This window comes from Christiangramia lutea (assembly GCF_022489035.1).
In the GTDB taxonomy this organism is placed as follows: Bacteria; Bacteroidota; Bacteroidia; order Flavobacteriales; family Flavobacteriaceae; genus Christiangramia; species Christiangramia lutea.
The window spans coordinates 1-14112 of the sequence record NZ_JAKVTV010000005.1; the positions used below are offsets into that span (position 1 = coordinate 1).

The window sequence follows — 14112 nt, forward strand, 5'->3', positions numbered from 1 at the left end:
ATAACTTACCTTTTAAGGTGGCTATAGCAACGGGGCTCACCTCTTCCCATCCCGAACAGAGTAGTTAAGCCCGTTAGCGCAGATGGTACTGCTATCATTGTGGGAGAGTATGTCGCCGCCTTCTTCTCGAAAACCCTTTATCCAAAAGATAAAGGGTTTTTTTATGTGTAATTCGAAATAATTACGCAACCTTTCTCATTATTTTTCATCTGATAGATAACTAACCTAATTATTTGTCTTATGAAATTAAAATTTCTCTTCCTACTTAGCTTTGTCATTTTATCCTGCTCAAAAAAATCTAATGAATTGGAGGCACAAGATCTTTCAGTTAATACATTTCCCCAAAAATGGAGTTTGTATAAAATGACCGGTAGTATACAGTATTCTGAACGTACTGGAGATGATTTACCTTACCAGGAATACTATATTTTTTACAGGGATAAATCTTTTACTAAAATCAGGATATCAGACTCAAATGAAAGGTCTGCTGTAGGTTTCTTTGAAATTCAATCTAATGCTGATGGTGTTGCTTATCTTCTGAACTATTCTGAAGAGAGTGATCTTGTAGATAATTGTAGTAATGATAAAAAAGAATATTTATATCTGGATGATCAGGCTATAACATTAATAAGTAGCTGGCAGGCATGCGATGGGCCGGGCCTTTTTTATGAACAGATTTCAATTAAGTAATCTAGGTCTCATTATAGATCTTATTTATCGAAAACAGCTTGCATTATCGTCATGATTCCTTTAAACATGAGAAATATAGAGCCTATCGTTGCTAGAATACCTATGATTAAAACAGGAATATACCACGGGTGTCCCTGGTTATTAAAAGCATTATAAAGTATAGATGGACCTATCAAAGCTAATGGTAAAGCACCTGCCAGAAATTTTAAGCCTTTAAATAGAACTTCTTTATTGGTATGTTTCATTTATTCAACTGTATAAGTGGTAGCATCTGCTTCTGATAATCTAAAATATCCGAAAGGATAATTTTCAGGATTCGATTCATTGATAATATTCCCTTTAACTGTTGCAGGCATTGTTTCAAAAGGTCCTCCTTCATTAGATCCTACCTGTGACCTCAAAATAAACAGATATTCATAATACTCCTTAGAAATACCCTGCATTTCGATCTCAATTATATCATTCACTTCAATGTCCTCGTCAGAATAATAACCGAAAATCTGGTTACCATTGGTGAATTCATCTTCATAAAATTCGAGACTGGTATCCTCGTTAAAAAATTTGAATAAATAATAATTTTCTTCATCAACAGGATCTGTATAATAAGCTTTAATTTCAATGTCTTCACCGCTGAAACCGCCGGATTCACTTTGTTCAACAAAATCTATGGAAGTAACAGGGACCATAGTTTCCATTGCGGTGTAAATCTCTTCTTCGTGGTTAACCTCTAATTCATACTCCAGTCCAATATCCGGATTAAAATCTGAGTTACGGTATTCGCCATTTCTATTATATGCAAACTCAAATATTTCTCCATCTTCAGAAAATACTTTTACAGTGGCATTTTCCACGAATGCTGGATCTTCCTGGTAGAACGGTGTTGTTTCGGTTATTTTAATTACCTGTTCTGTTCCATTGGTATCCTTATACCAGATTATTGAGGCTTCGATTACCAATCTGGGTTCACTTTCTTCGAGATCTACCTGGATAACCTCTTCGCAGGATATGAAAACAAATACAAGAATAATTGATATGTATGGAAAGACTTTTTTCATTTAAAACTTGAAATTATAAGTAACTGAAGGAATTATACCAAATAAAGATAATCTAACCGCTTCATTCATTCCAGTGTCAGCATTTTCCCTAAAACTAATGGAATAAGCGTTTTGCCGGTTATATAAATTATAGATGCCGAAATTCCAGGAAGATTCAAATTTTTTATTTTTTCCGGCTCCGGGATTTAGAGTCGCAGAAATATCCAGTCGGTGATAGGAAGGCAACCTATCTCCATTTCTTTCTCCGTAAACTGGTATAGTTATACCTTCATATTCATATTGGGCGTTAGGAAATGTAGTAGCTAATCCAGTTTGAAAAATGAAATTCGCATTGAGCTGCCATTTAGTATTTATTTCATAACTCCCAGTAATGCTCAGGTCATGAGTTTTATCATAATTGGTTCTATACCAGTTGCCATTATTTATTCCGGGTTCCAGTTCGGTTCGTCCTGGGGTGCGTTGCTCTGACCTTGAAAGCGTATATCCCATCCAACCAGTGAGCTTACCCTTATTTTTCCTTAGAAGTAATTCCAGGCCGTATGCGCGAGCTTCTCCGCTTAAAACCACTCTTTCAATGGCATTATTTGCAATTAGGTTGGCCCCATCTATATAATCCAACCTATTGTCGATCTGCTTAAAAAAACCTTCAATTTCCAGTGAATAATCATTCTCATTAAAATTTCTGAAATAACCAAGGGCATATTGATCCAGGATTTGAGGTTTTATATAAGATCCACTTGGAGCCCAAACATCCAGGGGGGTAGGGGAGCTGGTATTCGAAATTAAATGAAGGTACTGCGCCATCCTATTATAACTGGCCTTAATAGATTGTTTTTCATTTAACGTATAGGCAAGTGCCAGTCGTGGTTCAAAATTATTATATGATTTCATGATCTCTCCTCTGGAAACCTCTTCAGTATCCAGAATTTCGGCTTCCCGGTAGATATCTCTTTCTGCGTCATATTCTACAGGATTGTTGTTCTCATAGATATTCACTTCATCCTGCCCTAATCTGAAGAAATTGCTTAAACGAACACCGTATTCAGCCGAAAATTTATCACTGAATTTATGTTCTGCAGAAATATAAAAAGCATTTTCAAAGGCATATTTATCTATTAACTTGAAATAATTAATTCCAGACTCGTCATCAATAGGTTCGATCTCTCCAGGATTGAATTTATAATAGGTGTTCTGGACCCCATATTTTAACTGAAGGTCGTCATTGATATAATGGTTGAAGTCATATTTCACATTCAGGTTGCTAATTCCACTATCCCAGTTAAAGCCAACAAAATTCAGATTTAAACCGTAATAATAATCACTGTATATTACTGATAGGTTGGTGAAGATATTATCAGAGAAAATATGGTTCCATCGAAGATTGACTACCGCATTACCATAAGTGTTCTCAAAATTCTGACTAATATTAAAAACATCTCTTCCGAAATAACCTGATACCAATAGTTTGTTTCGCTGATCAATGTTATAGGTGAGTTTTGTATTCAGATCATAGAAGTAGGCGGAATTTTCATTATCGGTTAATTTCAGAAACAAGTGAGCATAGGAACTTCTTCCTGCTACCAGGAAGGAGCCCTTATCTTTTACAATTGGGCCTTCAGCCAGTAACCGGCTTGAAATAGCACCAATCCCTCCCTGCATTTTAAATTCCTTGCTGTTGCCATCTCTTTGGTAAATATCCAGAACCGACGATACTCTACCACCATATTTGGAAGGTATACCCCCTTTATACAATTTTAGGTCTTTGATCGCATCTGGATTAAAAACTGAGAAAAAACCGAATAAATGCGAAGAATTATAAATGGTAGCTTCATCCAAAAGGATCAGGTTCTGGTCTACCGCCCCACCACGTACATTGAAACCGGAAGAGCCTTCTCCAGCATTTGAAACACCAGGAAGTAGCAATAAAGATTTTACCACATCTACTTCACCAAATACCACGGGTAGTTTTTGAATGGTATTAATAGATAATTTATTTACGCTCATTTCAGGTTTTCTGATGTTCAAACCTTCAACGTCGCTTGTAATTAAAATTTCATCAAGACTTTCAGAAGATTCCTGGAGCTGAAAATCCAATTGTTTATCTGAGTTGAGCACGATGGTTTGCCTTACACTCTTGTAGCCCAGGTATGAAATTTCAATTTCGTATTCTCCCTGAGGCAATTTAATGGAATAGTATCCGTAATCGTTCGTTACTACCCCGGTGCTGGCCGAAGGAACTATGAGGTTAACCCCAATTAGCGTTTCATTACTGGAGACATCGGTGACCACACCGTTCAAAGTGAATGTTTCCTGGCTGAAGATCTGACTACTTGTTAAAAAAAGTATCAGGGAAACTAAGTATCGCAAATTCAAGTTTTAACCAAAAATATCATTTCCGGGGATAATAAAAAAGTTTAAGTCTAACCTAACCTTATATTAACTTTTGTTTTATGGTTAAACCTGTACAGAAGAATAAAACTAACTAAAAGACAGCTGAATAGTATAATTGCCAGTGGAACAGAACTTGAAATATGGAAAAGGCTAATAAGGAAAGAAGTGAAGGCTCCAAGGATCATTTTTAAACTTCCTATAAGAGCTGAAGCTCGTCCGGCCTTTTTTTCAAATGGCTCCAGCGAAAGAGCTGTCGTATTGGGGTTTTGAAAGCCTAAAAGAAACAGTACAAAGAATAAGGTGACTACTGTAGGTAAAAAACCAAGGTCCATAATGGCAATTATCAAGAATATGCCAGAAAGTATCACTAAAACCACACTGTTGAAAAGGGTGATCTGGAGGGTACTGAATTTTCGAAGGAATAAACGGTTTATCTGGCTTCCCAGGATTAGCCCCCCGGCATTAAGGCCAAAAAGCAAACCGAATTCCTTCTGAGAAAGTTCAAAATTACCCATGAATAATTTTGGAGCATCTGAAATATAAGCGAACATCGCTCCAATGGTGAAACTTCCAGCAAAAGCAAAGCTCCAGAACTTAGGATGAGTTAGAATTCCGTAATATTTTATGGCTACCTGTTTAGGTTTTAATTCCACCAGATTATCGGGTACAATGCTTTCCGGGAGAAATTTATAAACACTGAAAATCATAATTGAACAGAAAATTGCCAGAAAAAGGAAAATGACTTCCCATCCAAAGGAGTCTATTATAAAGCTTCCCACTGTAGGAGCAATAATAGGAGCTCCTCCCATGATCAGCATTAAAACGGATATTGCTCCGGCAACTTCATGAACTGGGAATATATCTCTTACAATAGCTTTTGCTGCTACCATACCTCCGGCAGCCCCAAGTGCTAAAAAGAAACGGGATACGATAAGCCATTCCAGGTTAGGAGAGATCATACAACTGATAGCTGAAATAAGATAAATGACCAGGCCTATAAGTAAAGGTTTTTTCCTTCCGAATTTATCCATGATAGGACCATAAGCAAGCTGTCCTAGCGAAATACCAATAAAATAACTGGTAAGGGTTAAACCTATCTGACTGATGGAGGTGTCAAAATCATTAGCTATGCTTTCAAAACCAGGGAGATAAGCGTCTATAGAAAAAGGCCCCAGGGCAATAAGGGTTCCTAAAACAAGTAAAATGATATTTTCCTGTTTCTTATTTCTTTTTCCCGAAATCTGATGCATTTTGCAAATTTCTGCAAACCCTCAAATATCTTCTAATTTATAAGCCTGTTTAACGAAAGATTAAACTATTTCGATTTAGTTAATTCCGGCACACCTCACTAGATAATAAAGTACGACCTTTGTAACTGTCTAATTGGTCGATCTTGGAATGAGATGGATGTAATGGCTTAACGCTTATATTATTCAATATGTCTTTTAAAAAATTAAATCCGCTGCTAAAAGAAGCTTTGGCTGACCTGGATCTTGAGAATTCAAATTCGTTTCAGAAGAAGGCTTTGCCAAGAATTAAAAGCGGAAAAGACCTTTATTTAATTGCGCCCGGGGATAGTGGTAAAACTACAGCGATGATCATTTCGGTGATCCAAAAATTAAACGCTCAGGCTTTTGAGGACTCTCCCAGGGCCTTGATTTATGTAAAGGATAAAGAAGCTGCACTTGAATTAGAGCAAAAGTTTAAGACATTCACTGAAGAAATGGATCTAAGGATTTATTGCGCTTATGAGGAGCAAAACATCGAAGATCAAAAATATGAGATCTACTATGGAATGGATATAGTGATCGCGACTCCAAGAAGATTAGGTAAATTATTTTCGATGACCGGGATACACCTCGGGCAGTTACAGCTATTTATTATTGAAGATGCAGATTTTATAAACCGGGGTAATCACTTTAATGAGATTATCAGAATTCCGCTAAGTATAAAAAAATGTCAGTATCTGGTGTTCGCTGAAGAAATGTCTCCAAAATTAGAGAAGCTACAGGAATCTTTTATGGAGCGAGCACAAATAATTAATTTCAAAAAATAAAAAAGCCCCGTTTTGACGAGGCTTTTTTTCTAAGTTATAAATCTTAATTAGCGTCCGTAGCTAAGATCTCATTCAAATTCTCACTTGGACGCATTGCTTTTTTCGTTAGCTCTTCATCTGGCTCGTAATAACCACCAATATCTACAGGAGATCCCTGAGCATCCAGAAGATCCTGAAGTATTTTTTCCTGATTATCTTCCATCATTTTCGCAACTTTTCCGAAATAAATATTCAGGTCTGTATTGCTCTTTTGCTTCGCAAGAGCTTCAGCCCAGTATAAAGCAAGGTAAAAATGACTTCCTCGGTTATCCAGTTCATTAACTTTTCTCGACGGAGATCTACCTTCGTTAAGGAATCTTTCGGTAGCTTCATCTAAAGCTTCAGAAAGGGTTAGGGCCTTGGAATTGTTGTATTTATTTCCTAGATGTTCCAGAGAAACTGCAAGTGCAAGGAATTCTCCAAGTGAATCCCATCTTAGGTGTCCTTCCTTAAGAAACTGCTGAACGTGCTTAGGAGCAGATCCACCGGCACCAGTTTCAAATAATCCTCCACCGTTCATTAAAGGAACAATAGAGAGCATTTTTGCACTGGTTCCTAATTCCAGGATCGGAAAAAGGTCAGTAAGGTAATCTCTGAGTACATTTCCAGTTACAGAGATGGTGTCTTTACCGGCTTTTACTCTTTCAAGAGTGAATTTTGTAGCCTCAGTAGGCGCCATGATCTTGATCTCTAATCCATCAGTATCGTAATCTGGTAGATATTTATTCACCTTTTTAATTAATTCTGCATCATGAGCTCTGGTTTCATCCAGCCAGAATACTGCCGGCATCCCTGTAGCTTTGGCCCTTGTGATCGCAAGTTTGATCCAGTCTTGAATTGGAGCATCTTTTACCTGGCACATTCTCCAGATATCTCCTTTTTCAACCTTATGCTCCAGAAGTGTATCCCCATCAGAGTTGATCACTTTTACAGTTCCGTTTCCAGAAATTTCGAAAGTTTTATCATGAGACCCATATTCTTCAGCCTTTTGTGCCATAAGTCCTACGTTAGGAACAGTTCCCATAGTAGTAGGATCAAAAGCACCGTGCTTTTTGCAAAAATCTATAGTTGCCTGGTAAAGTCCGGCATAACTACTGTCTGGGATTACGGCTTTAGTATCCTGGGTTTTGTCATTTTTATTCCACATTTGCCCTGAGGTTCTTATCATAGCTGGCATGGAAGCATCAATAATAATATCACTAGGAACATGCAAATTGGTAATTCCTTCATGAGAATTAACCATGGCGATATCCGGGCCTTCTTCAAGATCTTTTTCTATCGCAGCTTTTATTTCGTTTTTCTTCTCTTCAGGAAGGTTTTCTATCGCTTTTAGAACATCCCCAAGTCCACTGTTAGGATCTGCGCCAGCTTCCTCAAGTTCCTTTCCGTATTTTTCAAAAACATCTTCAAAGAAAACCTCTACAGCATGACCAAAGATGATAGGATCTGAAACCTTCATCATCGTTGCTTTCATATGTAAAGAGAAAAGTACATTCTTTTCCTTTGCATCTTTCACTTCCTTACGAAGAAATTCCAGAAGCGCTTTTTTGCTCATCACAGAAGCATCTATCACCTCTCCCTTAAGAACTTTAAGGCTGTCCTTTAGAGTTTTCTTATCTCCGGAATCTAAAGTGAATTCAATTTTCAATGTGTCTTCCTTATCAAGAGTGGTGGATTTCTCATTAGACCTAAAATCTCCTTCTCCCATTGTAGCCACGTGAGTTTTAGAGTCTGAGCTCCATTCTCCCATAGTGTGAGGATTCTTTTTTGCGAAATTCTTAACCGCTTTTGGTGCACGTCTATCTGAGTTTCCTTCCCTTAAAACAGGATTTACGGCACTTCCTTTTACCTTGTCATAACGAGCTTTGATTTCTTTCTCTTTATCGTTGGAAGGTTCATCTGGATAATCTGGAATTGCAAACCCTTTTTGCTGAAGTTCGGCGATCGCATTCTTCAACTGGGGGATTGAAGCACTAATATTCGGTAATTTGATGATATTAGCTTCTGGTTTTTTTGCCAGTTCACCAAGTTCTGCAAGGTCATCAGATACTTTCTGATCTTCAGATAGAAAATCAGGGAATTGAGATAAGATTCTACCGGCTAAAGAAATATCACGGGTTTCTAGACTTACGCCTGCAGCTTTGGTAAAAGCTTCGATTATGGGCAGGAACGAATAAGTGGCCAGCATAGGAGCCTCATCTGTTTTGGTATAGATAATTTTTTCTTTCTGTGACATTTTTTATGTTTTTGGTTGCAATATATTCAAAGAAAACCCCGGAATATACCAGGGTGTAATCTACGCGCAATATACAGTATTTAGGCCTTTTTTCCTAGATTTAAAGAGGAGTTGACCTGTTAAGAAATCATAAATAATGCAATAAAAAAGCCATTTCATCTTAAATGATAAAATGAAATGGCTTCATTTGAAACAGCAACTTATCACTCTGATGATATCAAGCTATTTTAGCTTTATGGTTAATACTGTTTCAAAATTGATTCAATTTTAAAGGAAGTAAAACTGAATCAATTGATATTTTACCTTTCAAACTAATTTTGACGATACAAAATGTATAAATGTTATATAGAAGGTAAAACAATCGTAAAGACCTTGCTTTACGGGAAAATCGCCTTAGTTAAAAATTCTTTTGTCATTTTAAAAGCCGATAATTTCATAATTAAAGATAAGAATAATCCAGTTTTAAGAGAAGTGATTTAACATTTTAAAATGCTCAATTTGAGGTGTTTTAATGATCAAAAAAAGCCCCCGAATTTCGAGGGCTTCCTTTATAAAAAATTTTTAAACTAGTTATTCTGTAACTGCGCGTAAAGCGTTAACACGTCCCTGTCCCAGGTAAAGGCTTTTACCCATACCGTCAACCTTATCGGAAGTGTTTTCAATTTGACGCTGTACATCCTTAGGGTTCATTTCACCATTTTTAGCAATGATAAGAGCAGCAACTCCTGCTACATGAGGAGCAGCCATGCTAGTACCAGAACTCCAGTAAAATGAATTGTTATTTCCGGCGCTAAGAATTCCATCTGCTCCGTAAGTAGGACCGTCGAAATCTCCCCCTGGAGCTGCAACATCTATTAATGATCTACCATAATTGGTGTAGCTTGAAGGAATATCAAAAGAACCATCATAATCTCCTGGGAAATAGGCCTGAGGTGCAGTAGCTGAAACTGTGATCACATTATTCAGGCTGCCTGGTAACTTTATATAAGATTCAAATCCGTCGAAATTATAATAATCGTTACCGGCCGAAGCAATTACTGTTGTTCCCATGCTCACCGCATAATCTACAGCTCTTTGTTGCGCTTTAATTATCTCTTGAACAAATTTAGCAGGAATTTTGTACTCATTTCCATCGGCATCGGTAAGCTTACCGTTTTTCTGAAAGGTCGCACCTAAACTCATATTCACAACATCTGCTCCGTTTGAACCGGCATAATAAAGTCCACTGTTAATAGCGCTAAAAGGACCGCTACCAGATACTTCGCTTAATACTTTTACAGCTACAAGCTCAGCTTCTGGAGCCACACCAATTAAACCGTAATTAGTATCGGCTGCCGCAATGGTTCCTGCAACGTGAGTACCATGGTTAAATCCAACTTCAGGTCCCACAATCCAACTTTCTCCTTCGATAAAAGAAACAGATAATTCAGTATTTACGTTAGGAGCAAGGTCAAAATGATCTGGATCTATACCTGAGTCAAGAACATACACGCTCGCCCCTTTTCCAGTGTATCCCATTTCCCATGCTTCCGGAGCATTTACAGCATCTATTCCCCATAAATATCCAACCTCATAAAAATATTCTCCTGCTCCCAAGTTTTGTTCTGTTGCTTCCGCCGTAGGAATCCATTTTATTTCATAATCTGGAACAATGGTTAGGTTTTTATCCTGAGCTTTATTAAGTAAGCTTAGGTCTTCCGTATTTATAACGGTTAAACCTAATTCAGGAATGCTATTGATAATTTTTACTCCTTTTACACTTTTTAGATAATTTTCAGCAGCTTTGGTTGAGCCTGAGTTTTGGTCGCTGATCACCAGGTAGTTCTTAAAAGAAGGTTCTTTTAAATCGGCAGATGCCTGTTCATTGTTTTGTACAGGATTTTCATCTTTTTCGCAGGAGGTTAAAAATACTCCCAATATGAAAACTGCTGCCCACAGCTTCCATACACTTGTAATTGTTTTTTTCATAAATGTTTGTTGTTTTTAAGGAGGGTGAAAATAGACCTATTTATAGAAGTTAACAATACGTTAAATGTTAAAATATTGAATTTATAGCATCTGTGCCATAATTCCTTAGGATAGAGTTAAAACAATTGTTAAAAGGAGGAGTAAAAAATTTGAGGATTTAATTTATGTTAAAAATGAGCCATAAAAAAAGCCCCGATATTTCGGGGCTTTTAAATAGATTCTAAATAAAGAATTATTATTTTCTAATCGCTTCTTTAATACGAGCTTTCTTACCGGTAAGACCTCTAAAGTAAAAGATTCTAGCTCTCCTCACGCTACCTTTCTTATTGATTTCGATCTTCTGGATAGCAGGAAGGTTGATTGGGAAAATTCTTTCCACACCAACAGTACCACTCATTTTTCTAATAGTGAAGGTTTGAGATGAACCTGTTCCTCTTTTCTGGATCACAACACCTCTAAAGAACTGGGTTCTGGTCTTCTGTCCCTCTTTTATTTCGTAATAAACAGTGATAGTGTCACCTGCTGAAAATTCTGGCAGGTCTTTTTTAGTTACGAATTCGTCCTGAACGTATTTTACTAACGATTCCATTTTTTCTTAGTTTAAAGTAAAATCCAAAACAACATTCACGGTTATCGCCAGAGGTTATTTTAGAATGAGTGCAAAATTAATCAATTTATATTATTGTACAAGCCTGTTCCTGAAAAAATTACTCTTCTTCCAGCAGATCTGGTCTTAATCTTTTGGTTCTTTCGTAAGCTTCATTTTCTCTCCAGGCTTCGATCTTCGGGAAATTTCCTGAAGTCAACACAGCAGGTACTTCCCATCCCTTATATTCTGCTGGCCTGGTGTAAACAGGTGGAGCTAGTAAATTATCCTGAAAAGAATCGGTTAGGGCAGAGGTTTCATTACCTAGTACTCCCGGAATTAGTCTTATGATTGAATCGCAAAGGACTGCAGCTCCCAGTTCTCCACCGGAAAGTACATAATCTCCAATAGAGATCTCTTTAGTTATGAATTGATCTCTTACTCTTTGATCTACACCTTTATAATGACCACATAGAATGATAATATTCTCAAATAAAGACAGGCGGTTTGCCATTTTTTGCTGAAGCCTCTCTCCATCAGGGGTCATATAGATAACTTCCTGGTATTCCCTCTCAGATTTTAATTTGGAAATGCACTTGTCTATAGGTTCAATCATCATAACCATTCCTGCACCACCTCCAAACTGGTAGTCATCTACCGTTTTATAATTATCTGTGGTATAATCTCTCAGATTGTGTAAATGAATTTCAACCAGTCCCTTCTTAATAGCTCGTTGAAGAATGGAAGCTTCAAAAGGGCTTTTCAGAATATCTGGCACTACGGTGATTATATCAATACGCATTCGTAAAAGTTGAGAATTTAGGCTAGAGAAAATCAATGATTTCTACAGGTTCCCGCTAGCCTTGTTTTTTTCATCCTGTAACATTCTTCCTAAGCGCTGTTCCTTTTCAAGTGCTTTAGTGCGGTAAGCATCAAATTCTTTTTCGGTTTCGCTTAACTTTTGCTGAGCATCTTTGGTGGCGGCGTTAGAGCTTTTGAATCTAAAAAACAAAATAAGTAGAATCACGATAAGTGCGCCAACGATTCCCCACATCATTCCCTTGTAACCACCTTTGCTGAAAGGCATTCCAAGGAACATTAGCGCATCTTTTTCTTCAGAAACTCTCTTCAGATCATCCTGGGTAGTTTTTAAATCACTTTTCAGTTTTTCTATCTCATCATTTTGCTGATCGAGGGTATTCTTATGCTGAATGATCTCCTCCTTAAGATCTGAAATATAATTCCTGGTACTATTCCTCAATTCTATTAGCTTATCATAATCTACAACCTTATAACCCTGGTAGTTATTAGACTCCTGAATTAATGCTGAAAACTCATCTTGGATAGGCGTGGTTGATGCAATACTGTCATTTTGGGCATTCATCTGAAATACACTAGCCATAACAAAAGCTGCTACGATGTAAAATTTGTTACTCATTTTTGGGGATTAATTTTTTTGGTTCATAAAAACAAATAGCGAAGGCTTGGGTTAGTATATTTCAGGTTTTCGGGATGAATTCGCTAATTGCAGATTTTACTCAGTTTCGAATCAGGTTTTTTTAATGTTTTAAAGTGCTGCAAAAATAAAAAAACCCCGCAAAAGGCGGGGTCATTTTTTATTATTTTCTCCTAATTATCTAGTAATAAGTATATCGTCTTACCTTGGCGATATATTTAGCCAGCCTTATTACCTGATGGCTGTATCCATATTCATTATCATACCATATATATAGTATCAAATTTTTCCCGTCGGCAGATACGATCGTGGCATTGCTGTCATAGATCGCAGGTGCAGAAGAACCAATAATATCTGAAGAAACCAGTTCATTGTCTACAGAATACTGTATCTGTTCAACAAGTTCACCCTCCAATGCATATTTTTTCAAAATTGAGTTTACACCTTCAACGCTGGTGTCTTTTTCAATTTCCAGGTTCAAAATTGCAAGTGAACCGTTTGGAACAGGAACCCTAATGGCGTTGGAAGTAAGTTTGCCTTCAAAAACAGGTAAAGCCTTTGAAACTGCTTTTCCTGCTCCGGTTTCAGTAATTACCATATTCAACCCTGCGGCGCGTCCTCTACGATATTTGTTATGCATATTGTCTACCAGGTTCTGGTCGTTGGTGTATGCATGTATAGTTTCAAGATGCCCGTGAACAACACCTAATGAGTCTTGTATTGCTTTAAGAACTGGAGTGATTGCATTGGTGGTGCAAGATGCAGCTGAAAAAATATCGATCTCGTCTGGATTATATTCCTTTTGGTTTACGCCATGAACTATGTTAGGAACGCCCTTTCCTGGTGCGGTGAGTAAGACTTTGGCCGCGCCTTTTGAAGCGAGATGTCTGCTTAATGCATCTTTATCTCTGAAAGCACCTGTGTTATCGATCACTAAGGCATTATTGATTCCATAATTGGTGTAGTCGATATCCTCAGGCTGATTTGCGGAGATCATATGAACGGTAGTACCGTTTATGATCAAAGTGGAATTTTCCTCATCTATATTTACCGTTCCACTAAATGGTCCATGAACGGAGTCACTTTTTAAAAGAGAAGCTCTTTTTTCCAGAACACTTTTATCTACTTTTCCTCTGGTTACAATGGCTCTTAGTCTAAGCTGGTTCCCTTTGCCGGTTCTGGTCATAAGTTCACGAGCAACTAGCCTTCCAATTCTGCCAAAACCATAGAGTACAACATCCTTTGGAGTGACCGTTTCAGTTTCCTTTGCATCTTTTAGTTTGCTGGAAACAAAAGCCAGAGCGTTGCTGTGCGGCTGTCCGTCTAAATGATATTCATAAGTTAGCTTTCCAATATCAAGTTTCGCCGGAGGCAAATTCAGATCTTGAATGGCTTTGGCGATCTCAGCCGAATCGAAAATAGAAATTGGTTTCCCTACAAATTCACCGGCGTATTCATGAAGGTCCAGAATGTCACTAACATTTCTGTTGATTAACTGATTTCTGAATAGTACAAGCTCGATAGATTTTTCATACCAAAGGTCACTTACAATGTTTATGAATTCTACGGTAGCCTTACGTCGGTCTGCCTGGAAAGAAAGTTCTTTTTCGTAAACTTTATTAAAGTCCATGTTAA

At 37.4% G+C, this 14112-nt stretch carries 12 protein-coding genes and 1 rRNA gene; 3 read left to right on the forward strand and 10 right to left on the reverse strand.

Annotated features, from left to right (window positions below; all coding sequences use genetic code 11):
* Positions 1-13: 13 nt before the first annotated feature.
* Positions 14-124 (forward strand): 5S ribosomal RNA (gene rrf, locus ML462_RS13340).
* A gap of 116 nt (positions 125-240) precedes the next feature.
* The gene (locus tag ML462_RS13345) at positions 241-690 is read left to right on the forward strand and encodes a hypothetical protein (RefSeq protein ID WP_240714329.1); all 450 of its coding nucleotides are present in this window, start codon (positions 241-243) and stop codon (positions 688-690) included.
* A 20-nt stretch (positions 691-710) separates the two neighbouring features.
* Here ML462_RS13345 and ML462_RS13350 read toward each other — a convergent pair whose 3' ends face one another.
* The 4 genes from ML462_RS13350 to ML462_RS13365 are packed head-to-tail and all read right to left on the reverse strand — an operon-like array spanning position 711 to position 5386.
* A complete protein-coding gene (locus ML462_RS13350; RefSeq protein ID WP_240714330.1) occupies positions 711-935 on the reverse strand; it encodes a DUF6095 family protein in 225 nt (74 codons plus the stop codon).
* On the reverse strand, positions 936-1745 hold the full coding sequence (locus tag ML462_RS13355) for a DUF4249 domain-containing protein (protein ID WP_240714331.1): 810 nt from the start codon (positions 1743-1745) through the stop codon (positions 936-938). It lies immediately after the preceding gene.
* Positions 1746-4118 carry a TonB-dependent receptor gene (locus ML462_RS13360; RefSeq protein ID WP_240714332.1) on the reverse strand — a complete coding sequence of 791 codons (2373 nt, stop codon included), beginning with the start codon at positions 4116-4118 and terminating at the stop codon, positions 1746-1748.
* A 47-nt stretch (positions 4119-4165) separates the two neighbouring features.
* On the reverse strand, positions 4166-5386 hold the full coding sequence (locus tag ML462_RS13365; protein WP_240714333.1) for a multidrug effflux MFS transporter: 1221 nt from the start codon (positions 5384-5386) through the stop codon (positions 4166-4168).
* A 188-nt stretch (positions 5387-5574) separates the two neighbouring features.
* On the opposite strand from ML462_RS13365, the gene ML462_RS13370 reads away from it, so the two are divergent.
* Positions 5575-6192, forward strand: coding sequence for a DEAD/DEAH box helicase (locus ML462_RS13370; RefSeq protein WP_240714334.1), 618 nt, complete (start codon positions 5575-5577; stop codon positions 6190-6192).
* A gap of 43 nt (positions 6193-6235) precedes the next feature.
* Here the strand turns inward: ML462_RS13370 and ML462_RS13375 are convergent, their stop codons facing one another.
* The 6 genes from ML462_RS13375 to ML462_RS13400 form a co-directional block, all read right to left on the reverse strand.
* Entirely contained in the window at positions 6236-8467 is a 2232-nt protein-coding gene (locus ML462_RS13375; protein WP_240714335.1) for an NADP-dependent isocitrate dehydrogenase, read from the reverse strand.
* Between the two features lie 570 nt (positions 8468-9037).
* Positions 9038-10435, reverse strand: a complete 1398-nt coding sequence (locus tag ML462_RS13380; protein WP_240714336.1) for a S8 family peptidase — start codon at positions 10433-10435, stop codon at positions 9038-9040.
* Between the two features lie 235 nt (positions 10436-10670).
* Positions 10671-11024 carry a 50S ribosomal protein L19 gene (gene rplS / locus ML462_RS13385; RefSeq protein ID WP_240714337.1) on the reverse strand — a complete coding sequence of 118 codons (354 nt, stop codon included), beginning with the start codon at positions 11022-11024 and terminating at the stop codon, positions 10671-10673.
* 118 nt (positions 11025-11142) lie between these two features.
* On the reverse strand, positions 11143-11823 hold the full coding sequence (trmD, locus tag ML462_RS13390) for a tRNA (guanosine(37)-N1)-methyltransferase TrmD (protein ID WP_240714338.1): 681 nt from the start codon (positions 11821-11823) through the stop codon (positions 11143-11145).
* Positions 11824-11865: 42 nt separating this feature from the next.
* Positions 11866-12459, reverse strand: a complete 594-nt coding sequence (locus tag ML462_RS13395) for a hypothetical protein (protein WP_240714339.1) — start codon at positions 12457-12459, stop codon at positions 11866-11868.
* A gap of 199 nt (positions 12460-12658) precedes the next feature.
* The gene (locus ML462_RS13400; RefSeq protein ID WP_240714340.1) at positions 12659-14107 is read right to left on the reverse strand and encodes a glyceraldehyde-3-phosphate dehydrogenase; all 1449 of its coding nucleotides are present in this window, start codon (positions 14105-14107) and stop codon (positions 12659-12661) included.
* Positions 14108-14112: the final 5 nt, after the last annotated feature.